Annotated in this window: 22 protein-coding genes; 11 read left to right on the top strand and 11 right to left on the bottom strand. The window is 60.2% G+C overall.

Annotation, left to right across the window (positions count from 1 at the left end; genetic code table 11):
* Positions 1-266 precede the first annotated feature (266 nt).
* The 4 genes from G7047_RS22160 to G7047_RS22145 form a co-directional block, all read right to left on the bottom strand.
* Entirely contained in the window at positions 267-1313 is a 1047-nt protein-coding gene (locus G7047_RS22160; RefSeq protein WP_166310087.1) for a rhodanese-like domain-containing protein, read from the bottom strand.
* A 607-nt stretch (positions 1314-1920) separates the two neighbouring features.
* Complete coding sequence (locus tag G7047_RS22155; RefSeq protein ID WP_205904826.1) at positions 1921-3429, bottom strand: IS66 family transposase; 1509 nt, start codon at positions 3427-3429, stop codon at positions 1921-1923.
* A gap of 71 nt (positions 3430-3500) precedes the next feature.
* Positions 3501-3833, bottom strand: a complete 333-nt coding sequence (tnpB, locus tag G7047_RS22150) for an IS66 family insertion sequence element accessory protein TnpB (protein ID WP_166301587.1) — start codon at positions 3831-3833, stop codon at positions 3501-3503.
* On the bottom strand, positions 3830-4378 hold the full coding sequence (locus tag G7047_RS22145; RefSeq protein ID WP_082759168.1) for a transposase: 549 nt from the start codon (positions 4376-4378) through the stop codon (positions 3830-3832). The genes tnpB and G7047_RS22145 overlap by 4 nt, the downstream gene beginning before the upstream one ends.
* A 310-nt stretch (positions 4379-4688) precedes the next feature.
* Here G7047_RS22145 and G7047_RS31540 point away from each other — a divergent pair, with 310 nt between their 5' ends.
* Positions 4689-5831: a helix-turn-helix transcriptional regulator gene (locus G7047_RS31540; RefSeq protein WP_371813818.1), complete on the top strand. Its 1143-nt coding sequence runs from the start codon at positions 4689-4691 to the stop codon at positions 5829-5831.
* A 2034-nt stretch (positions 5832-7865) separates the two neighbouring features.
* Here the strand turns inward: G7047_RS31540 and G7047_RS22135 are convergent.
* Positions 7866-8762 carry a LysR family transcriptional regulator gene (locus G7047_RS22135; RefSeq protein ID WP_166310083.1) on the bottom strand — a complete coding sequence of 299 codons (897 nt, stop codon included), beginning with the start codon at positions 8760-8762 and terminating at the stop codon, positions 7866-7868.
* Between the two features lie 185 nt (positions 8763-8947).
* Between G7047_RS22135 and G7047_RS22130 the strand changes: the two genes are divergently transcribed.
* The 5 genes from G7047_RS22130 (at position 8948) to G7047_RS22110 (ending at position 13526) form a co-directional block, all read left to right on the top strand.
* A complete protein-coding gene (locus G7047_RS22130) occupies positions 8948-9565 on the top strand; it encodes an FMN-dependent NADH-azoreductase (protein WP_166310081.1) in 618 nt (205 codons plus the stop codon).
* 351 nt (positions 9566-9916) lie between these two features.
* Positions 9917-10174, top strand: a complete 258-nt coding sequence (locus tag G7047_RS22125) for a hypothetical protein (protein WP_166310079.1) — start codon at positions 9917-9919, stop codon at positions 10172-10174.
* Positions 10175-10469: 295 nt separating this feature from the next.
* Positions 10470-11381, top strand: coding sequence for a LysR family transcriptional regulator (locus G7047_RS22120; RefSeq protein WP_166310077.1), 912 nt, complete (start codon positions 10470-10472; stop codon positions 11379-11381).
* Between the two features lie 172 nt (positions 11382-11553).
* Positions 11554-12219: a peroxiredoxin-like family protein gene (locus tag G7047_RS22115; RefSeq protein WP_166310075.1), complete on the top strand. Its 666-nt coding sequence runs from the start codon at positions 11554-11556 to the stop codon at positions 12217-12219.
* A gap of 168 nt (positions 12220-12387) precedes the next feature.
* Positions 12388-13526, top strand: a protein-coding gene (locus G7047_RS22110) for an IS3 family transposase (RefSeq protein WP_371813817.1) whose coding sequence is annotated in 2 segments (ribosomal slippage) — positions 12388-12637 and positions 12637-13526 — 1140 coding nt in all. Because the reading frame shifts where the segments join, the coding sequence is not laid out codon by codon here.
* 489 nt (positions 13527-14015) lie between these two features.
* Here G7047_RS22110 and G7047_RS22105 read toward each other — a convergent pair.
* The 3 genes from G7047_RS22105 to G7047_RS22095 all read right to left on the bottom strand — a co-directional run bounded on the left by G7047_RS22105 (position 14016) and on the right by G7047_RS22095 (position 16499).
* Positions 14016-14297, bottom strand: a complete 282-nt coding sequence (locus tag G7047_RS22105) for a DUF427 domain-containing protein (protein WP_166310071.1) — start codon at positions 14295-14297, stop codon at positions 14016-14018.
* A gap of 979 nt (positions 14298-15276) precedes the next feature.
* Positions 15277-15774: a DUF3592 domain-containing protein gene (locus G7047_RS31535; RefSeq protein ID WP_166310069.1), complete on the bottom strand. Its 498-nt coding sequence runs from the start codon at positions 15772-15774 to the stop codon at positions 15277-15279.
* On the bottom strand, positions 15774-16499 hold the full coding sequence (locus G7047_RS22095; RefSeq protein WP_166310067.1) for an aspartate/glutamate racemase family protein: 726 nt from the start codon (positions 16497-16499) through the stop codon (positions 15774-15776). The genes G7047_RS31535 and G7047_RS22095 overlap by 1 nt, the downstream gene beginning before the upstream one ends.
* Positions 16500-16911: 412 nt before the next feature.
* Between G7047_RS22095 and G7047_RS22090 the strand changes: the two genes are divergently transcribed.
* Positions 16912-18657: an alpha/beta-hydrolase family protein gene (locus tag G7047_RS22090; protein WP_079862784.1), complete on the top strand. Its 1746-nt coding sequence runs from the start codon at positions 16912-16914 to the stop codon at positions 18655-18657.
* Between the two features lie 333 nt (positions 18658-18990).
* Here the strand turns inward: G7047_RS22090 and G7047_RS22085 are convergent, their stop codons facing one another.
* The gene (locus tag G7047_RS22085; protein WP_166310065.1) at positions 18991-19392 is read right to left on the bottom strand and encodes a type II toxin-antitoxin system MqsA family antitoxin; all 402 of its coding nucleotides are present in this window, start codon (positions 19390-19392) and stop codon (positions 18991-18993) included.
* A gap of 2 nt (positions 19393-19394) precedes the next feature.
* Positions 19395-19691, bottom strand: coding sequence for a type II toxin-antitoxin system MqsR family toxin (locus tag G7047_RS22080; RefSeq protein ID WP_166310063.1), 297 nt, complete (start codon positions 19689-19691; stop codon positions 19395-19397).
* 202 nt (positions 19692-19893) lie between these two features.
* Between G7047_RS22080 and G7047_RS22075 the strand changes: the two genes are divergently transcribed.
* From G7047_RS22075 to egtB, 4 genes are all read left to right on the top strand, one after another.
* Positions 19894-20451 carry a recombinase family protein gene (locus G7047_RS22075; RefSeq protein WP_166310061.1) on the top strand — a complete coding sequence of 186 codons (558 nt, stop codon included), beginning with the start codon at positions 19894-19896 and terminating at the stop codon, positions 20449-20451.
* Between the two features lie 2 nt (positions 20452-20453).
* A complete protein-coding gene (locus G7047_RS22070; RefSeq protein WP_166310059.1) occupies positions 20454-23420 on the top strand; it encodes a Tn3 family transposase in 2967 nt (988 codons plus the stop codon).
* Between the two features lie 112 nt (positions 23421-23532).
* Positions 23533-24744, top strand: coding sequence for an L-histidine N(alpha)-methyltransferase (gene egtD, locus G7047_RS22065; protein ID WP_205904662.1), 1212 nt, complete (start codon positions 23533-23535; stop codon positions 24742-24744).
* Positions 24745-24974: 230 nt separating this feature from the next.
* Entirely contained in the window at positions 24975-26243 is a 1269-nt protein-coding gene (gene egtB, locus G7047_RS22060; protein WP_166312207.1) for an ergothioneine biosynthesis protein EgtB, read from the top strand.
* A gap of 56 nt (positions 26244-26299) precedes the next feature.
* Here egtB and G7047_RS22055 read toward each other — a convergent pair whose 3' ends face one another.
* Positions 26300-26521, bottom strand: coding sequence for a hypothetical protein (locus tag G7047_RS22055; protein WP_166310057.1), 222 nt, complete (start codon positions 26519-26521; stop codon positions 26300-26302).
* Positions 26522-26705 lie beyond the last annotated feature (184 nt).

Below are 26705 nucleotides of genomic sequence, written 5' to 3'. Positions count from 1 at the left end.
TCACCCTTTGTTTTCAAGTCTTGACCCATTAAATCAGCGCCTCTCAAAAGTTGTAAGTGGGATTGGACGCAGCATCTCCACTGGCCTGTGCAATGGGTTCGTGCGGGGGGCACGCCCATCATCAAGAACTTTCTGCTTTTCCGCACTTGCCATGGCTCGGCGATGAGCGGCCCGTCGCAGAAGCCAATATCGCACAGCGACTGTCGAGGTCAGGCGTGTCGCTGGCGGCCGGGCCTGTAAATACATGGTGTGCTCGGCCACCCGCTTCAGGAGCAGCGAACCTTCGCCGAATCGGAGCGGAAAGTAGGGCGTTCGAGGTGGTGGCCGGCCGCAATCCAAGCTTCGATTCCACCGTGTAAGGGGCGGACACGGGTGAAGCCTGCTCGTTGCAGGTGGCGCGCTACCTTTGCAGCTGAGTATTCGGTTGGACAGTCGCAGTAGACGATGACCTGAGTGTCAGGCGAAGCCACTGCCTCTGGTCGCTGGGTGTCGTCTAGCGACCAAGGCAGCGCTCCGGGAATAGTGCCGTCGCGCTCACGGCTGGCAGCTGCCCGTACGTCGTAGACCACGTAAGGTGTGTCACTCTCGAGCAATCGCTTGAACTCCGGTACAGAGATTCGCGTCATACGCAATGCCCGAATCAGCAGGTGCCTACGTGCGAGGCGGAATGCCAAAAAGAAGAGTAGCGCGACGAAAACAGACGCTAGGCCGACCTTGCCATAACTTGAAAGCGTGTTGAGTAGGCTGTCAATCGCTGAATGAAAGGCGCGGCCCAGCCAAATGAAAGTACCGATGAAAAAAGCGACACCGAGCGCGTCGAGAAAAACGAACCTTTGCAGTGGCACACGGCTTTGCCCCGAAAGCGCAGTGGCGAAGAGTCCTAATCCGGGAATGAACTTCGCCACAACCAACGTCCACACGCCCCAGCGCGAGAAGAGCGACTGGGTTTGACTTACGCAAGAGTCTGGCGACAGGGACAGCCGACATGCGGTGTGCAACACACGGCTGCCATAGCGCCGACCAGCCGTGTAGCAAATAAGGTCCGCTATCAGGCAGGCCCCGAACGCAACGCCGAACAGGGGGCCGACGGCGACATCATCGGTCACACTGCGCGCCGCCATGACTATCAGCAACGGGACCATTGGCAGTGGAAGCCCCAGCTGCGATGCGAACACGTTCAAGAACACGACTATCAAGCCGTGCTCTGTGAGCAACTGGATGATGAACTCCAAAAATCGGCCTCCTCTTAGTTTGCAGCCAGTGTCGAAACGCATGATTTTTAGCGTGCCCTCAACACGCTCGTTCAGCTCCATTTCAGTAGTGCACTTGAGTATGGCCGGTAGCAGCCCCGACGTAGAGGCGATAGGCGTGGTTCAAGTCCCACAAACGAGCGCGCGGCATGTTTTCTGAAAGCTTTGCCGAGAGCGCAACCTCCTTAGACTCGGTCGCCAAAGCGCGGACGTTAGGTGTCTTCACCGCCAACCAGCGCAGCCGGGATGAGGTCGCTTGGCGCGGTGGTGGTGGGTCACCGTATCTGCTATCTCGCGTGCACCGCTCACGCGCCATATTCGGCCCTCGATGGCGGCTCGAAAAGCCAACCATAAGGCTCGAATGCTAAGGGAACTTCATCGAAAACAGAACGGAGGTACGAAGCTTTGTGCAGATTTTTGGACGCCTGGGCACACTTCCTGGACGTCCAAGCCGGCAGTCCAGAGTGCCTGAAGCCATCCTGCTCCACAGAAGCACATCCTCCGATACGCGGGAAGTACTCGGAGGCGAGATAGGTTAGCCCTCTTGTTCATGCAGCTGCTGCATAGCTTCTATGTGTTGATAGTGGATGTTCGAGGCATAGGGAATCTGGGAGCATCGTAAGCGCACGGCAAACCCATGTTGACCGCCGATGGCGACCATTGCTGACGATCAGATGTCAGTGGGCTGCCAGCGGTGCGGCAAGAGCTCGTCGATACGGCTGGCCTTGTGCGTGGGCAGCCTTGTGAGCACGTCCTGGAGGTAGGCATAGGGGTCATGCCCGTTCATGCGCGCCGACTGCACCAGGCTCATCACCGCCGCCGCCCGCTGGCCCGCGCGCAGGCTGCCGGCGAACAGCCAATTGGCTCTGCCAATGGCAATGGGCCGGATCTGGTTCTCGATCCAGTTGTTGTCCACGGGCAGTTGCCCGTCATCGACGAAGCGTGTCAACGCCGTCCAGCGCCTGAGGCTGTAATCCAGGGCCTTGGCCGTTGCTGAGCTATCGGGCAGTTTCTGCCGCTGCAATGTCATCCACTGGTGCAACGCATCCAGGATCGGCTTGGTGTGCTGCTGACGAATGGCTTTGCGTTGATCGGCGTTCAGTTCCTTGACCTCGCGCTCGATGTCATAGACCTTGGCGAATTGCTCCAGCGCGAACCCGGCAAGCTGGCTTTTGTTCGCCGCATGGAGGTCAAAGAGTTTGCGCCGGGCATGCGCCAGGCAGCCCACCTCGGTCACGCCACTGGCAATCAGGGCCTTGTAGCCGGCGAAGTCGTCGCAAACCAGTGCCCCCTTCCAGTCGCCCAGGAAGTTGCGGGCATGCTCGCCAGCCCTGGACTCGCAGAAGTCATACACCACGGCTTTCATGTCTTCGAACGCCCCTGGCGCGTAGGCCCACAGGTAGGCGCGATGCGTCGCTCCCTTGCCAGGTTTGAGCATTTGCACTGGCGTCTCGTCGGCGTGCAGCACACGGTGGCCGAGTATTTCCGCCTTGAGCGCATCGACTAGCGGCTGCAGCCGCACGCCGCAGGTGCCTACCCACTGCGCCAGAGTCGAGCGAGGAATGGCCAGACCGGCGCGCGCAAAGATGCTTTCCTGACGGTACAGCGGCAAGTGGTCCGCGTATTTGGCCACCAGCACCTGGGCCAGCAGGCCGGTGGTGGGGATGCCTTTGTCGATCACATGCGCTTCAACCGGCGCCTGGGTGATGGTCTCGCATTGGGCGCAGGCCCACTTGCCACGGATGTGACGCTCCACCGTGAACACGCCGGGCACATAGTCGAGCTTTTCGGCCACGTCTTCGCCGATGCGTTTCATCTGACAGCCGCACTGGCAGGTGGTCGAATCGGGCTCGTGGCGGATCTCGCGGCGCGGCAGATTGGCCGGCAGCGGCTGGCGTTTGGGCTGTTGTTTGGCTTGCGGGGCAGCGGCCGCAGGCTGCAGCTGCTCGATCTCCAAGCAGACAGCCGCCAAGTCGGCCTCGATCTCGTCTTCGAGCAAGCTGCGCTGCTCGGCGTTGAAGCGCTCGGACTGTGCGGCGAACTTCATGCGTTTCAAGAGCGCATTCTCGTGGGTGAGCTTGGCGTTGAGCGCCTGGCTGTGGCGTAGTTCTGTGAGCAGCCGCGTGGTCATCTCGCGCAGCTGCTCGGCGCTCAGATCATCCAGGAATTGCGGCTGCATCAACATGACAGGCAGTGTGCCAAGCATGGCACTGCGCTGCCATGCGCAGATCCACCGATTGCGCGCCGGCTTCAGACCATGGTGATAATGCCGGCGTTTCCCATGCGTTGCCAGGGTAGGCCCAGCACCAGGGCGTCAAGCTGGACAGGCTCCAACTGCCACTGCTCATCGCCTGGCGTCGGCCAGACGAACTTGCCCTGGTGCAGGCGGCGAGCGGCCAGCCAGATGCCTATGCCGTCGTGCACCAGCACCTTGATGCGGTTGGCGCGTCTGTTGGCGAACAGGTAGGCATGGTGAGGGTGGGCGGCGCCGAAGACGGCGACTACGCGGGCCAGCGCCGTGTCGGTGCCGGCGCGCATGTCCAGCGGGGCCGTGGCAAGCCAGGCAGCGTCGATACGGATCATTGCCGCAGCACCTGCAACAAACCCTGCAATGCGCGGGAACACTCGCCAGCAGCGGCCAGCGGCCAATTGACCGTCACGAGGGTGCCGTGATGACAGCACTCGATGCGGATGTCTGATGAGCAAGCTGCCGATGCAGCACTTGGGGCAGCTTGTACACCCGCTGCCTGAGGCCCCATCACCGGCGAGCCCAGCGCCACCGCGATGAAGGCGGGCACGGGGTTGGACGGCACCGGATGAGCCTGATGCGCTGGGGCACAAACAGCCTGTGCATTGGCCATTGGCTCAGCCGCTGCATCGGCGCAGTGTGGGGCGATGCCGGACGCATCAGCATGCGCGGTATCGCAGGCGCTCTGGTGCTGGCCCAGACGATGCTCCTTGAGCCAGCGATGCAGCACGTTGGCATTCATGCCATGTTCACGCGCTGTGGCGGCAATTGATGCGCCGGGCTGCTGGCACGCAGCGATCAGTTCAGCCTTGAATTGCGCGCTGTAGACCCGGCGCGTGCGGGGGACACAGGAGCGCGAATGGGGAATCTCTTGAGACATGGTGTGCACGATGGTTTACGTGGACACGATGGTGCTTGCAATTGCTCATTCGGGGTAGATGGGTTGGCCGGACGGATACGGAGCATCCGGTGAAGCGGCCGGAAAAGTGTCTGGCGCCAGCGACATCCCGTGCTGGAACTCGGGGCGCAGCCACCTGTCCCCGAGAGTTAGCGCCTTCTCCGAAAGCGCGTTTGGGATTTGCATAAGGAGGTCTGTATTTTGGATGGCGCTATTTACGTGACAGCAACCATGGAGGGTGGAGGGGTCGACTGGTCGTTCGACGGCTCTCGCACGACGCCTGCGGGAAGCAATGCCGCATGCCGTCTTTCTGGTCGGACGAAGCCGCTACGCACAGTTGCCCAAGCTTGGGTCGAAGCGGCGAAAGTCAGGGAGGAATACGTTCGGACCGAGTCGCACGGTAGGAGATACTGTGGCGCAAAGCAACGACTTCACCCAGTCTGAGCTGATGAGCACCGAGAGTGGGGAGCCAAGCTTCTCCGTGGCTAAGGTCGATAGCCCTATCTTGCGCATCTCACCGGCCGATTTGGATACCCTCGTCGGCACGCTCGAAGTACGCCATGTCATTCTTGAAGAATGCACATTGAAGGGGGACCGACGGTTCGAGCCAGGGAACGACGGTATGACTCGCCTGTACTACGGAATGTGGGGGACTGGGTCCCTCACAACTTCAAATGGCCTGTCGATCGCGATTTCCCAACATACCCTTGTAGTCGTCCCGCCTATCAGCAGCGAACATTCTCAATTTCGAATGGTGCGAGAAAACCGGGCCATGCTGGCGGGAAGCGCGCGTGTTCTGTGTGGCCATTTCCACGCCGCATTTGGGGACGTTGTTGACATGTTTGGCGGCCTATCCACGCCAATTGTGGAGCGATTTTCGGATGGTGACGAGCTCCCAGCCAAGTTGAGTCATGCGCTCGTCGAGCTACAGGGAAAGCAACCCGGCAGTGTCGCAATGACCTCATTGCTCATGAAGCAGACCTTGGTGCTGCTTCTGCGTCGCTCGTTGACTTCGCCTCACCCCTGGGTCGAGCGATTTGCGATTCTGAGGGACCATAGGATCTCCAAGGCATTCGCCGAAATGACGGCAAAGCCCGGGGCTAGGCACACTGTGGACAGCCTGGCAAGGACTGCGTGCCTAAGCCGATCAACCTTCATGGCGCGCTTCTTCGAATTGGTTGGCCGAGCGCCCATGAGTGTGCTCAGAGATTTGCGCATGCGACAAGCCGCCCAGCAGCTCCGGGTCACAGGCGTCTCCATTGGGCAGATTGGCCAAGCCGCTGGTTACGCAAACAACAGTGGTTTCATCCGCGCGTTCCGCAAGGCATATGGCATGGACCCGAGGGAATACCGGTGCCAAGCGCTACTCCGGTCGGGAATTGCTCCGTATCCCGCATTTCAGACTGAGGACCCGAGCGAGAGCCGAACATGTTGAGCAGATCCAGTTAGCCATCAGATACCTCTAGGGAGCGCAATTGCATAAATCCCGTTTAGCTTACGCGCAATGACTGGCTGGAGCGGCTCCTGAGAGAAGGCTATCGGAAACGCTGAGTTCCCCAACGCCCGCAGCGACCAATATGTCATCAATAGATACTCCTTCCCAAGTTGTGCCGAACTTCGACCACGAGGTGACGCAGTGGATATCGCCGTTCCAAACAGTACGTGGGACCTGATTGAATTCGAGCCATGACTAGGTGGCGATGCGCCGCGACCCCTCCTTCAGCGTGAACTCCCACTCGCTCAAAGCAACATCTGGAGTCGCAGTGGCCGACAGGACAGGAAAGCCCTGAGTAACGTGATGTCCTGGAGGCAGCCCCGCAGCGGTCATGGGGTCAACGCCGCGGCCGGTAAAGCCTCTGGTCACCATGTGTGAGCTCCTTCTTCAGGTCGGAAAGACGACGTTCGTGACTCCGTAGTACTGGCTCCACGCAGCAGTCCATCGTACGCACGCATCGCGAGTTGCACTAGACTCCCGTGACCAGAAATCTTCCTCGTACGCTGCGTTCTGCAGACTTTCTAGTCCCCCTTGCGACCGACCGCTTAGCCTTTGCGAAGTACTTTGCGGATGTGCGCGCTGCGAGCCTGGCTCTGGCGATCTCTCTCAGCACGGAAGGGCGTTTGCAGTCCGCGTCGGATGCAAGCCCGACAAAGTGGCATTTGGCACACACGACCCGGTTCTTCGAGGCTGTGGTGCTCATGCCATATACGCCGAGCGTCCCGTTCGATTCGTTCTACTTGCACCTTTTCAAATCCATTCCGAATCACTGGGGCGCCGACATCTACGGGCCCAGCAACGTGGATTGCTCATTCGTCCGGGCTTGCCGGAAGTGCACCGATACTGCGAGCATATTGATGCAGCAGTCTTGCAGGCCCTGGAGAGAGTCGACAGGGACACTTTGAAGTCAATTGGGCCGCTGATCATTCTTGGCTTGCAACTTTAGCAGCAGCACCAGGAGCGCATTGCCACTGACGCCCTCCTTGTGTTTTCGTGCAAGTGAGAATCGAGCCAACCCTGCGCGCACACCAATATCACGTATGCAACTTTCTCCCTCTCGCTTGCAGGTGGCAGTTCACCGAACTGCGACTTGCTCGCGACAGACATATTGACCTGAGCTGCGCGGGGAGGATGAGGGTGAGTGACACGGGCAGGGCGTACCCATAAGTTGAATCGTTGGGAGTGGCCCGTCCAAGACATCTACCGGCGCACGCTACGGATAGCGCTGGACGACTTGAGCCGCATCTCCGCATTCCCTGCACGCAACCCTTGCCAGTTCGGGCTCCATGTGGCCTCCGCCGGTCCATTCGGTTTCGAATTTAGAGAAGGGCGCGCCTGCCTCCCAGTCTGCGCCGCTCCAGCTGACTCCCTGATCCGACACAGCGAGCGACTCGGTCGAATCGCATCTGCTGCAGCGCAGCGTGTACCAGCATCTGTCTTTGAAACTCATGCGTCATTCGCTCTTCTTTGATCGAGTCCAGTAAGTGTCGACACGAATCGTCATAAGCAAGTCCTCTGCAGTCCGATTGATAACGCATAGCGTCCGCGAACTTGCTTAAGGTGCTGAGAATGGCACCTTCTCGAAACGACACTGCGAGCCAGGTGCTCCCTCTCCCTCAGCGCTTGGCTAATAGCGCGAATCGCTTAGCAAGCCGGTGACGATAAAACTCGTGGAGCGGGCTTGCTGCTTTTCTTGTGACGAGGCCCTGACCCGATCGGGCTTTGCGTAATGAGTTGCGTACTTCGGTCGCCGCTGGACACTTAGTCCGGTTTTTCTTGGACCGCGGGTACGGCGGGACCTGGGTACCCGGATCGGCTCTCTTGAACATGCGCAAGGTCCAGCCAGACGGCATCGACTCTACGTCGCTTAGTTGCAATGTAGGTTGACCGGGAAGGTGCGCGGCCAGCTGGACTTTCGCAACCGGCCAGGAGCAAGCGTTGGCGGAGGGCTGCTTTCAGAGGTGCCCCGCTAGATTAAGAGACGAGGCTACGACGCAACTCGTCGCGCAGCCATCGTCCCGCTACGCCGAGCGCACGATCACGTCGGTGCGCTGCGTAGATCTTCAGGCCTTCTGGAGGTGTCGGATCATCGTGAATCTCAATCGCAGTCAGTGCCTCGGCCACTATCGACGTCGCCACCAGGTGCTCTGGCATGCGGCACCAACCGAAACCCGCTAACAGGAAATCGAAGCGACGACCGAGATCAACGAATCGCCAATGTCGGGTGCCGGCTAAGCCGTAGCTTGCCCCGCCCGGGTCGACTGGATCGGACAAGACCAATTGGATGTGCGGCGCGAGGTCACCCTCGGTCGCTGGACGCCCCAATAAGGCGAGAGGGTGACCGGGCGAGACAACCGCGCGCATGGAAACGCGCAGTAAAGGATAGGCGGCGATGTCCTCAGGAACGCCAGGGAGCAGCAAGCACAGGGCAAATGCCGCTGATCCATCGCGAAGCCGCCGCAATGAGCCGCCCAGCCCTTCGGTGGAAAAGTGCACCGGGAGATTGGGAAATGTCTCGCTCAGCGCGCGCAGGCTGTTAATTAGCGGTCCAGTTGGCACCAAAGGATCAATCGCGATTGTCAACTCTGGCTCCACACCCGCCCGCGTGCTAGCCGCAACGCCTTCGAAGCGAGCAGCGCTTGCGAGCACCAACCGCGCCTGGTCTACCAGCACCCGACCCACTTGCGTCAGGCGGGGGCGGTGGCTTCGGCGATCGAACAGCTCGACACCCTGAATCACCTCAAGATTGGCGACAGCTTGACTGATAGCCGACTGCGCGCGCCTGAGTTCGCGACCGGCAGCTGAAAAACTGCCCGAGTCCGCGATGGTCACGAGGACGCGCAATTGGTCGAGGGTGAGACTACCGATCATTTTTCATCTCCAAAACAGATGGAAAGTATCTTCTTTTTATCTCTTCCATAGAGGCATCTTTGACCCTAAATTCCTGTCATTGACTCCGCTGGTTGTCTCGAAGCTTGCTAGATGCTGAAGCTTTTGCAGCCCATTCATTGGCAGCTGGCGTATCGCTCAACTACTCCGAAAGAAAGAAACCTCTGATGACCCAGCTTCTCGTTGTTGAGACCAGCCCGCGTGGCGGGCAGTCTGTCTCGCGTCAAATGACCCAACGCTTCCTCACGGCATGGCGCGCAGCCAATCCGGGAGGACACATCGTGCATCGAGATCTCGTCGACTCCGGACTCTCGTTCGTCACGGCGCCCTGGCTGCAGGCGTACTTCACGTCACCCGCAGATCAAACGCAAGCAATGAGGGAACAGCTCCGGCTGTCCGATGAATTGGTCGCCGAACTGCTCGTGGCCGATTACCTTGTCATCTCAACGCCGGTCTACAACTACAACGTCCCGGCCTCGCTCAAGGCGTGGGTGGACCATATCGTGCGCAAGGGCGTGACGCTCGGATTCGACGGCAAGGGTCTTCTCGAAGGCAAGAAGGCGACCCTGCTGATGGCCTCAGGCGGCATCTACGCCGAGGGATCGCCAATCCGGGATCGCGACATCGCGACGCAGTACCTTCGGCTCATCCTTGGCGTTATCGGCATCGGAGACGTCACTGTGGTGGCGGGTGGCGGGGCTAAAGCTGTCGACCTGCACGAGCAGACGATGGATGGATTCCTCGCTGCGCTCGAGCCGCAGATCGCCCGCGCTGCTAGCAGTTGAAATCACCCGCAAATCCTGAGGCTTGTGTAGCGTAAAGCTTTGCAGGTATTGGTGGCGTCGCCGCTCAGCTGACCGCTGATCGGTGGGAGACCCGGCGTTGCTGAAGTCTGCTTCAAAGCCCTGAGCAGACCTTCCAGAACACCAAGATAGCGACGACTAAAAGCTCGAAAGCGGCTGCCGCTCCGAGCACCTCAGCTCCACCATCACTCAGTCCACTTTGGTTAGGCGCGCCTTCTTCAGCGTCCACCAAAGACCATGGCCGAGTGGCCGCGTCCATCGTGAAAGACGCCCAAGTCATACAGCCAAATAGCTTCGGTGCCCTCAGGGGAGCTTCGGCGACCAGACCGCTACATGGATGCGCATCTGGACCAGACGCTCGCACTTGTGGACTTGGCTCAATGCTTCGGAATGAGCATTTGGCACTTTTCGTTCCGATTCCAAGTTGCTCCAATGATGAATTCCGACGCGCAAGTCACGACAAAAGACCCACTGGCGTTTGCCCATCGTCCCTTTAAAAACGTTGAAATCGAAGCTGGAAAAGCTCGAAGTCACTTCGAAGTGACCCACCTGCGCGCATTTAATTCGGCGCCCAGGAGGGTGGTGCTTTAGTCAAGGACTCATTGACACGTTTTCTGGACGCTCGAGCGATTCGCTTGACGAGAATCCCATTGGTGACCAGTAGCCGACGCAAGACTTGCGCAGTGGTCTGGACATGGATCAATACAACAGATTCGGTTTCAGCATACCTATCTCCGGAAGGAATGCAGAAGACGAATAGCCGCGGGGGGCACTAGGGGTGCCACACGCGAGTGCCATGAGCGCTCAGCGTGTTCAACGATCCGGAGAGGCGCAGAACGTCTTTCTGGTGAATTCCCAGCAAGTAGCTTAAAGGCCATTGAAGTAGATGACGGATCGTTTTGACGCAATGAACCTGTTCATACGGGTTGCTAGAACGCGTAGCTTCTCCGTAGCTGCCCGTGAGCGGGGTGTTTCTCAGCCGACCGTGTCTCGCGCGATAGCCGGACTGGAGAAGGAGCTTGGCGTGGCGCTGTTTGCTCGTACCCCGCGGGCCGTGACGCTCACAGAAGCTGGCACTGACTATTTCGCTCGAGTTGAAATCGTGTTGAAAGCATTGGATGAGGCGACTGACGCAGTAAGAGGATCTGGTGTTCTTAGTGGAATGCTGAGGATAGGGGCCTCATCGAGCTTTTCTCAGCGCGTACTAATTCCCCGGCTGCCGAATTTCATGTCGGCTCATCCACGCCTTCGAGTCAACCTGCTCTCGGACGACCAACGGCTGGATCTCGTCGCGGAGGGTATTGATGTGGCCTTGCGCTTCGGCGTTCTTGAAGACTCCTCCGCGGTCGCCCGGAGGGTTCACTCTTGGCCACGGGTTGCCGCCGCATCTTCGGGCTTCCTCTCGGCGGTCGGGCGCCCGGAGTGTCCGGCCGACCTCGCTAACTTCCAAGTGTTCGCTGGTCCTTCCGGCAGTGGCTCCGGCGTGACATTGCGCAAAGGAAGCCAGATTTCCTCCGTCAAGGTCGATAGCCGCTTGATCGTCTCCACTAGCGAAGGGTGTATCGCCGCAGCAGTTGCGGGCATGGGCATCGTCATAACCAGCTCCCTTAGTTGTGCACAAGAGCTTTGGGAGGGTTCGCTAGTTCGCGTCCTGGAAGAGTGGGACTTAGGTGATGTTGAATTGAATGCGGTCTATGCTGTTGGACGTCAAGCGAAGCCTTCTGCACGGGCCTTGACTGAGTTCATCATTTCAGAGATCGAGCGAGACCCTCCGGATGTCCAGCTAAGTTCTAAGTAGCCGTACGTCATACCCATGCCCATGCCCACGCAGAGTCAGCCGCCAGTGCGTTGTGCAAAATTCACGGGTAGCTGGTTGGTGCTCATACGCCCTGACGTGCCAGAATGAGTGTAAAACTCAGTTCGCTCTCTTCTTGCGGTTTTCGCATAGATCGCGGCTGGCCCAGCCCTAGATGTCTTTGCCGCAGAATCTCGACGCATTGCGAGCCCACTTGGAGGTGGGGACACGCTCGGATGCGTTATTTTTGATGCTCAGAGTGATGGAAGAATCCGCCTCCAGCGATCGTGCGACCAGGGCATTGCAGGCCCCCAGCCGTGCACCAGCTTTTTCCCTCCCGGACGAGTCCAGTCAGGTTGTCTCCCTCTCTGAAAGGCTTCTCGATGGACCAGCGGTCGTGGTTTTCTATCGCGGCGACTGGTGTCCTTGGTGCAAGAAGGAGTTGAACGCCTTACAGCGGGTTGTCGCGCGCTTTAAGCTGCTTGGAGCATCGGTGTATGCCGTTTCTCCTCAGTTGCCTGTTTTCAGCCGCGAGCGCATCCGAAGGCAAAGGCTTGATTTCTCGATACTGCAGGATGCTGGTGGTCATGTTGCGGCTCACTTCGGCGTGGACTGGCAAGTCCCGACCGAACTGAGGAAGCTGTATCTGGCCATGAACGTAGACCTTGAGAAGTTCAATGGGGAAGGTGGATGGGTGCTGCCGCTACCCGCGCGCTTCCTCATCGATCGGCAGCAGACGATCGTATACGCCGAAATAAATGCTGACGAAACTCATCGGATGGATATGGGCGGTCTTCTCACCGCATTAGATGGTTTACAGCGAAAGGCATCTGGGCTCTAGGCCTCCTTTAGTGGCCCCGGAGATGTCCGACATAGGTGTTTGCTAGTGAGAGGACTTGGGGGTGGAGAGGTTTTCCTCTCGACTTCTTTGATTTCGCGCTCAAGATTTTGGACTTCACCCGGTTCAATAGACACCTATCAAGGTCGAAATTGAACTGGAGAGTGAGAAATGAAGAGAGTGAGATACCCGGCTGAATTCAAGGCGGAAGCCGTCAAGCAGGTGACCGAGCGCGGTCATGGGGTAGTGGATGTAGCCAAGCGATTGGGCATGTCGGACAAAAGCCTGTACCTGTGGGTGCGGCTTGCCAAAGAGCAATCGAGCGCAGGAGGTGTAGAAACAAGCCAACTCAAGGCTGAGGTATCCCGGCTAAAAGCGGAGCTCAAAAGGGCCAATGAGGAGCGTGACATCCTAAAAAAGGCCGCAACGTACTTTGCCAAGCTGTCCGGGTGAAGTACGCATTCATGGCCGAACACAAAGGCCAGTTCCGACTCAGCAGCATGTGCCGCGTTCTGCGCGTACAGCGCAGTGGCTATTACGCCTGGAAGGCCAATCCAAAGTCCAAACGCGCTTTGGCCGACGATGTCTTGCTGGCCAGCATCCGGCAGTTCTTTGACGACAGCCATGGAATTTATGGAAGCCCACGCATCCTGCGGGACTTGCGAGAGGAAGGTGTGACATGCGGTCAAAAACGTGTAGCACGCCTGATGCGCCAGGCCCAACTGCGCTCAGTGCGTGGTTACAAGCGGCCACGCTACCGGGTTGGCCTTCCTGCGACTGCCGCACCGAACCGGTTGCAACGTGAGTTCACGGTCACGCTACCGAACCAAGTCTGGGTCACCGACATTACCTATATCCGAACCCATGAGGGCTGGTTGTACCTGACGGCCGTTATTGACCTGTACTCGCGCATGGTGGTCGGCTGGTCGATGAACTCCAGCATGGCGACAGAGTTGGTGTTGGATGCGCTCACGATGGCTGTGTGGCGCAGGCGCCCAACGGGCCCAGTGATGATCCATTCCGACCAAGGAAGTCAGTTTGGCAGTGACGACTTCGCCCGCTGGTGCAAGGACAACCAATTGGTGCCTAGTATGAGCCGGCGTGGAAACTGTTGGGACAATGCAGTAGCAGAGTCCTTCTTCAGCAGCTTGAAGAACGAGAGAATCAAACGCCAGATCTATGCCACCAGGCAAGACGCCAAGTCAGATGTGTTTGACTACATCGAAGGTTTTTACAATCGAATCCGTCGGCACAGTCACCTAGACCAACTGAGTCCGCTGGCATTCGAACAACTCCGAAACGGAAGTTGAAATATGTCTACGGAACCGGGTGAAGTCCATTTTCTGTAAGGGTATGTATGTCATGTGGTTCGCAAAGGACGTACCTCGACAGAATAGCCAGTCGGAGCCAGTGACAACTATTTCCATCGACTAAGCACGCGCTATCGTTGGCGTTCAAGAGGCGAAGTTCGTCGGAAGTAAACTGCCGAGCATCAACTCAGAACGCCCCTCGTGGGAAGCGAAGAATGTGATCATTGAAGTGGAGGCACCCTCAAATTTCTCTGATCTGCTGCCGAGCGTGGGCTGCTACTTTGTTCTTGGGCTCAAGCCCTAGGAGGCCGAAAGAATTCTTCGTTCTCTTCGAGGTGAGGTTTAGCCCTTCGGCTTCTTCATCCGCCTAGCGAGTGCAGCAACCCTCCTTACAAAAGTCGACTCGCTGCACCATGCACTTTGGTGAAAACCGTGGAGAGTTTGTGTTCGCCGAAGTTTTCAACTCAAGCTTCTGGCGTGTTGACTATCCTATGCTTCGACCTTCACACCTTTCCAGAAGGCGACTCTATCTTTCACCATTTCTGCCCCCGGCTTTGGGTTGGCGTAGTACCAGGCTGCATCCCGATTCGTCTCGCCGTTCACGATGAGCGAGTAATAGCTCGCTTGGCCTTTCCAAGGGCAACTGCTCTTGTGATCGCTCGAGGTGACATATTCGCGGTTGAGCGAACTGTCGGGAAAGTAGTGATTCCCCTCTACGACCACCGTGTCGTCGCTCTGCGCAATCACTGCGCCGTTCCATGTGGCTTTCATGTCAATATCTCCAGTGCGAATTCAGGTAGATGTTCAGATCGGCCCGAGCGCCAAACTGTGACGGCGCATGCTTGCAGGCCTGTTCTTTGACGGCAATGAGGCTGGAGCGGACTTGTGCGTTCGCTGGCCTTTTCTTTTCGATGCCGATCCTTGCGCGTCCCACTGCTCGGGCTGCTCGTGTGACCCTGTTTACGTCGGCCCTTTCCAATGTATCTCCCGGAATGACTTTTCGCTGGAACTGAGCGAGCCTTTGGCCCCGCGGCGACGATAGGAGATGTATTCCGGACTATCGGACACGCCGCGCGCTATACAGCGCCCCAGCGGTCGCTTCTGGGACCAAGTTTCGGCGTAGTGCAGCAAACGCTTCTGCCGGAGCGCCGAGTGTTCTCTTTTTGCCGGCCAGAGGCTTAAAGTGAGCACCTCGAAGACCATCCTGTCGGCAGCGCAAGTTGAAAGGAGACTCACTATGCGAAATCGGTGGGCGGGTGGCTTTGGCGTCTATTTGGGCGACCGCCTGGCGCAGTCAGGTTGCAGCGTTTCCTTTGTTTGAAACTGAGCGTGGATCCGATTCCCGCTGAGTACTGACGCTAACAAGGACTACTACAGGATGCTCTGCGTGGAGAAGACGACCCCTACATAGGAGATATAGATGGCATTTCGCAAGCTGGCGCGCTAGTTTCACCCCGGATTCAGCAAGGGGCCGTCTCAGAAAACGGAAAAAATCGTACGTTAAGGCGAGCGACGGACTTCAAGTGAAGCAGAGCAAGACTGCGTCTGCCCGGCGAGGTACTGCCGACGATGGCGCCCACGGCATGTTTTCGGCGTTCGCCGGATACGGCGTCTGTCGTGCTGACGAAGCTGCAGATCGGTCGCCTATCCAGAGCGGGCGTATGACCCGACGCCACGAGGAGTTCGGTGCGCGCGCGACGTCCCGGGTCGGAAATCGTCGTCTGCTCGGCGTGGCGTCTAACCGTTCGACTTAGGCCACTTTTGGGGCACTGCGAAGACCTTTAAGCAAGAGCGACCCCCAATACAGCCAACCCAGGAAGAACATGGGAAAGAAAACGACACCCTCCCATGCACTGCGAGTCATGTATCCAGGTAACAGTGCCGCATTCTGTGGAGACTGCGGGTCATAGTAGACGCGCACAGAACTGCCGGGCGGGTAGCTGTTTGCTACGCGGCTCGCGACCTCGGATCGAAAGCACTGTTCCACTCCTGGCACCCTTGCGCTCGACTCAAAAGCGTTGTCGCGCACCACGTATGTGTAGTGGATGACGGGTACGGAACAATACCTCCTTCCGCGGGTTTCGTGCTTGACGATGGTGCCCGTGACGTGTGGCCAATGCCTTGAGTCCAGGGTATCTCGGGCGCCTTGGATCGACTCCGCGCCGTAGTACAGGACTGGAGCACCGAGCAGCAACCAAACGGCAAACAGCAATGAACGGGGTGGCGTTCTCTGCAAGCCGGCGGACATTACATGTGCGCTCGAAGCGAAGCGGAATCGATAGCCGCCAACGCCAGTTGTGCCGCGGCGGCGGCGTGAACCGCCGTCGTGTCGAACAGCGGAACGCTTGCGTCCTCCTCGCCCACCAGCATCGAAATTTCGGTGCAGCCCAGGATGATGCCTTCTGCGCCGCGCTCGACCAGGCGCTGCATCACGTCGCGATAGGCCTGGCGCGAACGCGCTTCGATGCGCCCCAGACAGAGCTCCTCGTAGATCACCCGGTGCACGAGCTCGCGGTCGTCGGCCTCGGGTGTCAGCACGTTGATGCCATGCTGCTCGACCAGGCGGCCACGGTAGAAATCCTGCTCCATCGTGAAGCGTGTGCCGAGCAGACCGATGCGGGACAAGCCGGCCGTGCGTATCGCGGCCGCCGTCGGGTCGGCAATGTGAAGCAGCGGAATCGTCACGGCCGACTCGATGGCAGGCGCGACCTTGTGCATGGTATTCGTACACAGCACGAGGAAATCCGCGCCGGCACGCTCGAGCGCCCGGGCGGCGTCGGCGAGCACGGCGCCGGCCGAATCCCAATCGCCACGGTGCTGCAGGCGCTCGATCTCGGCGAAATCGACGCTGTTGAGCACGACCTTCGCCGAATGCAACCCGCCGAGTCGGACCTTCACGGCTTCATTGATCTGGCGGTAATAGGGAACAGTGGATTCCCAGCTCATGCCGCCGAGGAGACCGATGGTTTTCATGATTTTCGAGTGAGAAGACATGGGGCTCAGATCATGACCCGAGAATTGGCAGGGGCAGGTACAAAGAGGGGCCAGCTCACGAAACGGAGAAAATCGTACGCCAGGCGTCTGTCATGTGGTCGCGACGGTCTCTTGACGACCCACTGCGGCCGTTTGGCTTTTTCGCCTCAATGACCGTACTAGCTGCACTTGCGGTCAGTCGCCAGCGTAGTGCGAGCTTCGGGGTTCCAGTTCAATGCTGTCATTGAGCGCGCTGCCAGACTCGTCACTCGCATCCCTCGATCTCTCGATTCCGAGCTGATACCAAGCAGAGGCAGGAACCGGCATTCGAAAATACTTGGCCTCATGCGGTTAAAACGCCTATCCGTGTCCGGTATATTGGCCCAAGGGGACCACTCGCAGGGGATACTTGATGCGACAGGACGACGACGCTGCACTCGCTTCCGGTACTACATCCGATGGCTGGTTCACCCGGCTCCGGCGTTCGCTGCTGGCGCGCCTTGGCAATACCGGGCTCGTGCTGGGGACGTTGTTCTTCGCCGCCTCGCTCACGCCCAGCCTCACGCCACGGATCACGGTCGCGCAGGCGGTGCTGTCGGGCATGTGCCTGGCCGCCGGCTACGGCCTGGGCGTGCTGCTGCGCTGGCTGTGGGGATACCTGGAGCTGCCGCTCCCCGGGCCGGCGGGACAGCCGCGTCGCCGCCGTATCGCGGTCGTCGCCTGCGCGGTCATCGCCGCGCTCGCGCTTTGGCGCAGCCAGCATTGGGAAAACATCGTCCGCGAACTGATGCACCTGGCTCCCGCCGGTCCATCGCGCATCCTGGGCGTACTCGCGGGTGCGGCGGTCGTGGCGCTGCTGCTGGTCGTGCTGGGCCGCATCGCGCTGATGATCATCAAGGCGGTGATGCGCCTGGTCACCCGCAAGGTGCCGCGACGGATCGCGCACGTGGTCGGTGCGATCGCCGGCGTGCTGCTGCTGGTGGGCCTGGTCAACGGCGTGATCCTGTCCTCGTTGCTGGACACCCTGGACGCCTCCTATCGCCAGGCCGATGCACTGATCCCGCCCGACATGCCGCCGCCGACCGAATGGGACAGCCCCGGCAGCGCGCAGTCGCTAGTGGCCTGGAACCAGCTCGGGCGCATGGGCCGGCGCTACGTCGATGCCCGCCCCACCGCCGACGAACTCGCCGCCTACGCCGGTCCCGGCGCCAAGGCGCCGCTGCGCGTGTACGCGGGCCTGCCCACCGGCGACACGCCCGAAGAGCGCGCCCAGCTGGCGCTGGAAGAACTCAAGCGCGTCGGCGGCTTCGAGCGCAAGGCGCTGATCATCATCACTCCGACCGGCACCGGTTGGGTCGACCCGTCCGGCATCGACGGCATCGAATATCTCTACCGCGGCGATGTGGCCAGCGTCGCGGTGCAGTACTCGTACCTGTCCAGTCCGCTGACGCTGTTCCTGGATCCGGACACAGGCGGGGTCACCGCGCGCGCACTGTTCCGCGAGGTCTACGGCTACTGGCGCACGCTGCCGCCCGAGCGGCGGCCGAAGCTGTACCTGCACGGCCTGAGCCTGGGCGCGCTCAATTCGGAACGCTCGTTCGAGATGTTCGAGCTGCTCGGCGAACCATTCGATGGCGCGGTCTGGAGCGGACCTCCGTTCGCCGCCAGCAAGTGGGCCGGGCTGACCCGCTCGCGCAATCCCGGTTCGCCGGTGTGGCTGCCGCAGTTCCAGGACGGCTCGTTCGTCCGCTTCATGAACCAGGACGGCAGCTCCACCCCGCCCGGCACGCCGTGGGGCCCGATGCGCGTGGTCTACCTGCAGTACGGCAGCGACGCGGTGACGTTCTTCGACCGTCACGGCTTCTTCCGCGAACCGGAACTGCTCGATGCCCCGCGCCCGCCGGACGTATCCCCGGCGATGCGCTGGTATCCGGTCGTGACGATGATGCAGATGGCAATGGATACTTCGCTGTCGATGAGCGCACCAATGGGTTTCGGCCACGTCTACGCGCCATCGCACTACATCAACGCCTGGCTGGAAGTCACCGGCATCGACGACTGGTCGCCCGAAGACGTGGCCCGCCTGCAGCGCCACCTGGATGAGCGCCGGGCCGAAGAGCTGTCCAAGGATGGCGGCGAGGAGACCGTGGACGGCTGAACGTCGACGGTCTTGCGTGGACCGGCACCCTCAGTACTTTCGAGTCCGCTGACACTGTACTCTTTGACGTCGGCGCCATTGCTAGCCGCGCTCGCGGCACATTCTGTAGTGCCGCCAAGTATTGGGAAAGCGGACGAATCCGTTTGGCCGGGCAGATTGGTCCAACGACCGGTTGCGGCGCTTCGAAGGAGCCACCGGCAGTCAAACTCGAATGTCTGCTCCCAGCCTTTTCCTGACGTGCGATCGGCGGCCGTGAACGTCCATTGATGGCCGCATCCGGTCACATGGCTAGACGAAATTGTGGGAGCGAATATGCTTCCAGCAATTCGCGCTCTACGCGGCTCGGACCTCATTGAGCAGATCAGGGTGACGGTCCAGCACCTTGAGCAGTTTCACCAAGGCCAGCGGCGGTTTAGTCTTGCCGTTCTCGTACCGCGAGAAGGCATTGACCCCACCGCCGAATATTTCGGCCGCCTCGCGCTGGTCGAGAGCGAGCTTCTTGCGAACACTGGCGATGAAGCCCGGATCGACAATCGAGGCATTCACCTGCTTGTTGAATTCCAGCATCGCCGCGCTGGTGCGCGTCGATTCGGCCACATCGAGGACGGCCTCGCCGCAGGCCGGGCAGAAGTCACCGGTCACCGCCGGAATGAGGGTCGTTTCGCCCTTGTAGGTATACGGCAGGTCGCGGGTGTCACGCACCAGTTCGGCCGCCGCGCAAGATGGACATTTCATGTTCACAGCTCCTTGAAGGACACGATGAGCACGTCGTCAATCACCGTGAGTTTCAGGTAGACCTCGCCAGCGGATGTGGCCGGTCGGTACACATCCTGCCAAACCCGGTGATCGGCGTGTGTCGTCATGCTCTTGTAGAAATCCGCCGGGGTCAGTGCTTTAACCACGCTGACGATTCCCTCGAAGTCAAATCCCAATGCCGCCCCGCCCGCCAGCGCCGACAGGGTTGAACGGACCTTGCCCGCCTCGATCATGGCTTTGACGACGGGCAGCTTGCAGTGGGGAGTGCCTTTCTCCATAAGCGAATAATGACCTATTTGGTTAATTTTGGCAAGTTGGTTAATCGCTTTCTTCGATGGCTGTCAGAATGAGCTATACCCTAACTGGGCGTCAGACCGTTCGGGGCAATAGCGTCAGAATAGCATTGCCTTCGTAATTTATTGACACACGCCGTCAAGGGTCATAGATTTCTTCCTGACACATTACCCTCAGGAGGGCACCTTGCACGGTCAGCGCATCGGCTACGTCCGCGTCAGCAGCTTCGACCAGAACCCAGAACGGCAACTTGAACAGGTCCATGCGGACAAGGTGTTCACCGACAAGGCCTCGGGCAAGGACACGCAGCGCCCGCAGCTCGACGCGCTGCTCGGGTTCGTGCGCGAAGGCGATACGGTGGTCGTGCACAGCATGGACCGTCTCGCGCGCAACCTCGACGACCTGCGCCGCTTGGTGCAGGGCCTTACCCAGCGCGGCGTGCGCATCGAGTTCGTCAAGGAGCACCTGACCTTCACCGGCGAGGATTCGCCAATGGCGAACCTCATGCTGTCGGTGATGGGGGCGTTCGCCGAGTTCGAGCGGGCGCTCATCCGCGAGCGGCAGCGCGAGGGGATCGCGCTCGCCAAGCAGCGCGGGGCCTATCGGGGGCGCAAGAAGTCTCTGAGCGGTGAAAAGATCGAGGAACTGAAACGGCGCATCGCGGCGGGCGAGCAGAAAGCCAAGCTCGCCCGTGAGTTCGGCATCAGCCGCGAAACGCTTTACCAGTACATGCGAGAAACCTGACCATGCCTCGCCGTTCGATCCTGTCCGCTGCCGAGCGCGAAAGCTTGCTGGCGTTGCCCGATACACAAGACGAACTCATCCGACACTACACCTTCAGCGAATCCGACCTGTCACTGATCCGCCAGCGGCGCGGTGAGGCCAACCGCCTGGGTGTCGCGGTGCAGTTGTGTTTGCTGCGCTTCCCCGGTCAGGGCCTGCTACCAGACGCTGAGGTGCCGAGGCCCCTGCTGCAATGGATCGGACGGCACCTGCGACTCGATCCGGCATGTTGGCCGCAATATTCCGAACGGGAGGAGACCCGGCGCGAACACCTGCTCGAACTGCGGGCGTACCTGGGCATGGAGCCGTTCGGCTTGGGGCACTATCGCCAGGCTGTTCATGCCACTACCGCACTGGCCTTGCAGACCGACAAGGGCATCGTGCTGGCCGGCAGCGTCCTCGACTCCCTGCGGCACCAACACATCATCTTGCCGACACTCGATGTGATCGAGCGCGTCTGCGCCGAGGCGGTCACCCGCGCCAACCGGCGCATCTACGACACCTTGGCCGAACCGCTGTCGGACGCGCATCGGCGCCGCCTCGACGATCTGCTCAAGCGCCGCGAGAACGGCAAGGCGACCTGGCTGGCCTGGCTGCGCCAGTCACCGGCCAAGCCGAACTCGCGGCACATGCTGGAACACATCGGACGCCTCAAGGCATGGCAGGCGCTCGATCTGCCTTCCGGTATTGAGCGCCTGGTACACCAGAACCGCTTGCTGAAGATCGCTCGCGAGGGCGCCCAGATGACGCCCGCCGACCTCGCCAAGTTCGAGCCGCAGCGCCGCTACGCCACCTTGGTGGCGCTCGCCATCGAGGGCATGGCCACCGTCACCGACGAAATCATCGACCTGCACGATCGCATCCTGGGCAAGCTGTTCAACGCCGCCAAGAACAAGCATCAACAACAGTTTCAGGCATCGGGCAAGGCGATCAACGCCAAGGTGCGCCTGTTCGGCCGCATCGGCCGGGCGCTGATCGAGGCCAAACAGGCGGGCAGCGATCCGTTCGCCGCCATCGAGGCGGTCATGTCGTGGGACGCTTTCACCGAGAGCGTCACCGAGGCGCAGCGGCTCGCGCAGCCCGAGGACTTCGATTTCCTGCACCGCATCGGCGAGCGCTACGCCACGCTGCGCCGCTATGCGCCGGAGTTCCTCGCCGTGCTCAAGCTGCGAGCCGCGCCTGCCGCCAAGGATATGCTTGGCGCCATCGAGGTGCTGCGCGGCATGAACAGCGACAACGCCCGCAAGGTGCCCGCCGATGCGCCGACCGACTTCATCAAGCCGCGCTGGCAGAAGCTGGTGATGACCGACACCGGCATCGACCGGCGCTACTACGAGTTGTGCGCGCTGTCGGAATTGAAGAACTCGCTGCGCTCCGGCGACATCTGGGTAGAAGGCTCGCGTCAGTTCAAGGACTTCGAGGACTACCTGGTGCCGCCCGCGAGATTCGCCAGCCTCAAGCAGGCCAGCGATTTGCCGCTGGCCGTGGCCACCGACTGCGACCAGTACCTGCATGACCGGCTCACGCTGCTGGAAACGCAGCTCGCCACGGTCAACAGCATGGCACTGGCCAACGAACTGCCGGACGCCATCATCACGGGGTCGGGTCTGAAGATCACGCCGCTGGATGCGGCGGTGCCCGACACCGCGCAGGCCCTGATCGACCAGATGGCGGTGATCCTGCCGCACGTCAAGATCACCGAACTGCTGCTGGAAGTGGACCAGTGGACGGGCTTCACCCGACACTTCACGCACCTCAAGTCGGGCGAACTAGCCAAAGACAGGAACCTGCTTCTGACCACGATACTGGCCGACGCAATCAACCTCGGCCTGACCAAGATGGCAGAATCCTGCCCCGGCACGACCTACGCCAAGCTGGCCTGGCTGCAGGCCTGGCACATCCGCGATGAAACCTATTCGACGGCGCTGGCGGAGCTGGTCAATGCTCAGTTCCGGCATCCCTTCGCCGAGCACTGGGGTGACGGGACTACCTCGTCGTCAGACGGTCAGAACTTCCGCGCCGGCAGCAAGGCCGAGAGTACCGGCCACATCAACCCGAAATACGGCAGCAGTCCAGGGCGGACGTTCTACACCCACATCTCCGACCAGTACGCGCCGTTCCACACGAAGGTCGTCAACGTCGGTGTGCGCGACTCGACCTACGTGCTCGACGGCCTGCTGTACCACGAATCCGACCTGCGCATCGAGGAGCACTACACTGATACGGCTGGCTTCACCGATCACGTCTTCGCGCTGATGCACCTGCTGGGCTTTCGCTTCGCGCCGCGCATCCGCGACCTTGGCGACACCAAGCTCTACATCCCGAAGGGCGATGCTGCCTATGAGGCGCTGAAGCCCATGATCGGCAGCACGCTCAACATCAAGCACGTCCGTGCCCATTGGGACGAAATCCTGCGGCTGGCCACTTCCATCAAGCAGGGCACAGTGACGGCATCGCTGATGCTCAGGAAGCTCGGCAGCTACCCGCGCCAGAACGGCTTGGCGGTCGCCCTGCGCGAACTGGGCCGCATCGAGCGCACGCTATTCATCCTGGACTGGCTGCAAAGCGTCGAGCTGCGCCGCCGCGTGCATGCCGGCTTGAACAAGGGCGAGGCCCGCAACGCGCTGGCCCGCGCCGTGTTCTTCAACCGGCTGGGCGAAATCCGCGATCGCAGTTTCGAGCAGCAACGCTACCGGGCCAGCGGCCTCAACCTGGTGACGGTGGCCATCGTGTTGTGGAACACGGTCTATCTGGAGCGGGCGGCGAACGCCCTGCGTAGCCACGGCCAAGTCATCGATGACAGCCTGTTGCAGTACCTGTCACCGCTGGGCTGGGAGCACATCAACCTGACCGGCGATTACCTCTGGCGCAGCAGCGCCAAGATCGGCGCGGGCAAGTTCAGGCCGCTACGACCGCTGCAGCCGGCTTAGCGTACGATTCTTTCCGTTTTCTGAGACGACCCCAGCAAGCACACGGATGCGTCTGAACAAATGGCGAAGGTGAACGTCGGCAACTTGAATATCTTGATCAGCCGCGCATCCATTGAACGACCCACTTCAGGTTTCCTGGCTCATTTTGTCGGACGACCGAACGCATTGGCAGGTTGACCCGGGTGGGGTCATCGGAAAACAATGGCATGGCGACACGGTGGCTGTAGCCTTCGCCTTTCCTCCGCTTATGGAGCCATTCGCGCACCTTCAGACGCATCGACTGGATGATGTTGGAGTGCGAAAGTATTTGCCTTTCCATTTGATGAGAAACCCCTCCTTCTCTGCGCTCACAGTAGCGCCCGCAGCCAAGTCCTGTCCCGGGTTTCTGCTTGATGTACTTAGTGGATTGGGAAGGCTTAACAAAGCCATTCCTCCGCGCTGGTTCTACGACCAGGAAGGCTCAAAGCTGTTCGAGGATATCACTCGGTTGCCGCAGTACTACCCAACTCGTTGCGAGCGTACGATTCTGTCGACGTACATCCGCGAGATCGCGCCACTCCTGGGGCACAACAGGGTGCTCGTTGAGTTCGGTGCGGGCTCCGCCACCAAGACTTCCGTGCTGCTTGGTCATGCCTTGGTCTCGGAGTACATTGCCATCGACATCTCCGGAGAGTTCCTGCGCGAATCCATTGCGTCTCTACAGGCCCAATTCCCGCATATTCCCATGCGGCCTGTCGAGGGGGACTTTCTGCGTCCGATGGAGCTGCCGCTTACGGTCCTGCAGCGAGGTGGCGTTGGCTTTTTCCCGGGCTCTACCCTCGGCAACCTGAGCGAAGCGGCCGCTGTCGATCTCCTTCGGACGTTTGGCGACTCCCTTGGTCCTGATTCCACTCTGCTCCTGGGAGTCGACCTGCTGAAGGACGAGGCAATCCTCCTGCCTGCATATGACGACCCGCAGGGGGTCACTGCCAGGTTCAACCTCAATCTGATTCACCGCATCAACCGGGAACTCGTCGGCGACATCCCGGTGTCTGCCTTCAAGCACGAGGTGCGGTGGAATGAGGGGCTATCCCGGATTGAGATGCATCTCCGCGCGCGATACGACGTGCAGTTTCGCGTAGCCGATTGCAGCTTCTCCATGCGGGAGGGCGAAACCATTCATACAGAGAACAGCTACAAGTACACCGTCCGGGACATTCGCCTGCTGCTGAGGGCGGGAGGATGGAACACGACCGGCTTTTGGACTGACCCGGACGGATACTTTGCAGTTCTCTCCGCGCAACGTGTCCAGATCGACAGCGCTCAAGAATACGGCGCCGACTGATACGTGCGCCGCCTAGTTTCGGTGCTTCAGCGACGGCTAACTCGCTCCCTCTGCCCCCCAGCGACGACGAAGTCAGCGGCTCACATGAGGGGCCTGCCCAGTACGACCGGGGCCAATGCGCGGTAAGAATAGTGAACGAGAGGCGGTTCGCCTGGCGCTCTGTCGATGTTTTCTCAACCACGTGGCTGCTCTGAACGACGGGCATGCTCATGAAAAAGGACCCCGGGCTCATGACCAGGAATCTACTTCGCGCGTCGTCTCCCGCGAGTCCTCTCATTCCTGACACGACAGATCGCGCAGCTCTTGCGAACCATTTTGCAGAGGTTCGCGCAGCCAGTCTGGCTGCAGCGAGTCCCCTGAGCGTGGAGGACCAGTGCGTACAGTCAATGGCAGATGCGAGTCCGACGAAGTGGCACCTGGCGCATACGACGTGGTTCTTCGAGGCCGTAGTCCTGTTGCCGCACACTTCATGCGAGCCCTTCAACGCGTCTTATCTGCACCTGTTCAATTCGTACTACGAGTCCCTGGGAAGTCGCCATCCGAGGGCCCAGCGAGGGCTGCTCACACGCCCAGCACTGTATGAAGTGCACCGGTATCGTGAGCACGTCGATGCCGCAGTCCTTCGGCTCATCGAGGACGCCGACAACGAAAGCCTCAAGTCTGTGGGGCCGCTGATTGTTCTTGGTCTGCAGCATGAGCAGCAGCATCAAGAACTCATTGTTGCGGATGCCTTACACCTGCTCTCTTGCAATCCGATGCTCCCGGCACTTCGAGCCTCCGGAGAAGGGCCGCTTCGCCTTCATGCTCCTTCACAGGTTAAATGGCTAGATGGACCGAGCGGGTTGGTGGGAGTCGGCCACGCAGGCGGAACCTTTGCGTTCGACAACGAAACCCCGCAACATCGTTGCTGGCTGGCGCCGTTTCAAATCACAGACCGCTTGGTCACTTGCTCAGAGTACGTCGACTTCATCGCCGACGGCGGCTATAAAACTCCCGCCTTGTGGCTGTCCGAGGGCTGGGCGTTGGTTCAGTCCAATAGCTGGCAAGTGCCCGCCTACTGGATTGCGCCCAGAGACTCCTGCGCGCCGGCCGAGGAGTGGCAGGTGTTCGGGCTGACCGGAGTCCAACCGATGGATCTGGGAGCTCCAGTGAGTCAGCTTAGTTTCTATGAGGCTGCTGCTTTTGCCCTTTGGAGTGGTGCGCGACTGCCTACAGAGGCTGAATGGGAATCAGCGGCACGGTTGCCGGAGATTCGACAGCTCACAGGTCATGTCTGGCAGTGGACGCGCTCTTCTTTTGATCCGTATCCAGGATTCAGGCCGTGGCCTGGAGCTATCGGTGAGTACAACGGGAAGTTCATGGTCGGCCAAGTTGTTCTCCGCGGTGGAAGCGTGGCCACCCCACGCGGCCACACGCGCCTCACCTATCGCAATTTCTTCCCGCCCGCGACCAGGTGGCAATTTAGTGGGCTGCGCCTCGCGCGAGACATGGAGTGTTGATACCTGGATGAAACAGAGGAGGGGCACACCGTGCGGCACCGAGTTCAGCCTGATGATCACAAGGGGTAGCGCTGAATGACTTGGGCAGGGTGGCCGCAGTCCTTGCAAATGGCGTGCGCCAGCTCGGGCTCCAAGTGGCCCCCGCCGATCCATGCGGTGTCGAAACGCAGAAAGTCCGCACTGGTATCCCAATGCGCACCGCTCCAGCAGACTCCCTCGTCGGAAACGCCAAGCGTTTCGCTCGAGTCACATGTGCGCAGCGCAGCGTGTACCAACATCTGTCCCTAAAGCTCATGCGAGTGGCTCCGTTAGGACGAGTAGCCGAGTGTCCTTAAGTAAGCGAACAGATGTGTCTACGGCAGTCCGTTTCATGGAGCACTTCGTCCGCGAACCCCTCGTAAGAAGTCGCTTCGCGAGGAACTGAGGGTCGATGGTAAGCGCACGGTCATCCCACCCTTGAAG

This window comes from Diaphorobacter sp. HDW4A (assembly GCF_011305995.1).
GTDB lineage: Bacteria > Pseudomonadota > Gammaproteobacteria > Burkholderiales > Burkholderiaceae_C > Diaphorobacter_A.
Note: the sequence above shows the minus strand (reverse complement) of the source record. Positions and strands in the feature narration are given on the sequence as shown.

Excerpts from the sequence above, each read along its gene's own strand:
- G7047_RS22055 (WP_166310057.1), bottom strand. The coding sequence starts at position 26,521 with ATGTTGGTACACGCTGCGCTGCGCACATGTGACTCGAGCGAAACGCTT.
- G7047_RS22125 (WP_166310079.1), top strand. The coding sequence starts at position 9,917 with ATGGATGCGCATCTGGACCAGACGCTCGCACTTGTGGACTTGGCTCAA.
- tnpB (WP_166301587.1), bottom strand. The coding sequence starts at position 3,833 with ATGATCCGTATCGACGCTGCCTGGCTTGCCACGGCCCCGCTGGACATG.
- G7047_RS31540 (WP_371813818.1), top strand. The coding sequence starts at position 4,689 with ATGCCGCATGCCGTCTTTCTGGTCGGACGAAGCCGCTACGCACAGTTG.
- G7047_RS22130 (WP_166310081.1), top strand. The coding sequence starts at position 8,948 with ATGACCCAGCTTCTCGTTGTTGAGACCAGCCCGCGTGGCGGGCAGTCT.
- egtB (WP_166312207.1), top strand. The coding sequence starts at position 24,975 with ATGACCAGGAATCTACTTCGCGCGTCGTCTCCCGCGAGTCCTCTCATT.
- G7047_RS22120 (WP_166310077.1), top strand. The coding sequence starts at position 10,470 with ATGACGGATCGTTTTGACGCAATGAACCTGTTCATACGGGTTGCTAGA.
- G7047_RS22145 (WP_082759168.1), bottom strand. The coding sequence starts at position 4,378 with ATGTCTCAAGAGATTCCCCATTCGCGCTCCTGTGTCCCCCGCACGCGC.
- G7047_RS22105 (WP_166310071.1), bottom strand. The coding sequence starts at position 14,297 with ATGAAAGCCACATGGAACGGCGCAGTGATTGCGCAGAGCGACGACACG.
- G7047_RS22095 (WP_166310067.1), bottom strand. The coding sequence starts at position 16,499 with ATGAAAACCATCGGTCTCCTCGGCGGCATGAGCTGGGAATCCACTGTT.
- G7047_RS22160 (WP_166310087.1), bottom strand. The coding sequence starts at position 1,313 with ATGGAGCTGAACGAGCGTGTTGAGGGCACGCTAAAAATCATGCGTTTC.
- G7047_RS22135 (WP_166310083.1), bottom strand. The coding sequence starts at position 8,762 with ATGATCGGTAGTCTCACCCTCGACCAATTGCGCGTCCTCGTGACCATC.
- G7047_RS22070 (WP_166310059.1), top strand. The coding sequence starts at position 20,454 with ATGCCTCGCCGTTCGATCCTGTCCGCTGCCGAGCGCGAAAGCTTGCTG.
- G7047_RS22155 (WP_205904826.1), bottom strand. The coding sequence starts at position 3,429 with ATGCAGCCGCAATTCCTGGATGATCTGAGCGCCGAGCAGCTGCGCGAG.
- G7047_RS22090 (WP_079862784.1), top strand. The coding sequence starts at position 16,912 with ATGCGACAGGACGACGACGCTGCACTCGCTTCCGGTACTACATCCGAT.
- G7047_RS22085 (WP_166310065.1), bottom strand. The coding sequence starts at position 19,392 with ATGAAATGTCCATCTTGCGCGGCGGCCGAACTGGTGCGTGACACCCGC.
- G7047_RS31535 (WP_166310069.1), bottom strand. The coding sequence starts at position 15,774 with ATGTCCGCCGGCTTGCAGAGAACGCCACCCCGTTCATTGCTGTTTGCC.
- G7047_RS22115 (WP_166310075.1), top strand. The coding sequence starts at position 11,554 with ATGTCTTTGCCGCAGAATCTCGACGCATTGCGAGCCCACTTGGAGGTG.
- G7047_RS22080 (WP_166310063.1), bottom strand. The coding sequence starts at position 19,691 with ATGGAGAAAGGCACTCCCCACTGCAAGCTGCCCGTCGTCAAAGCCATG.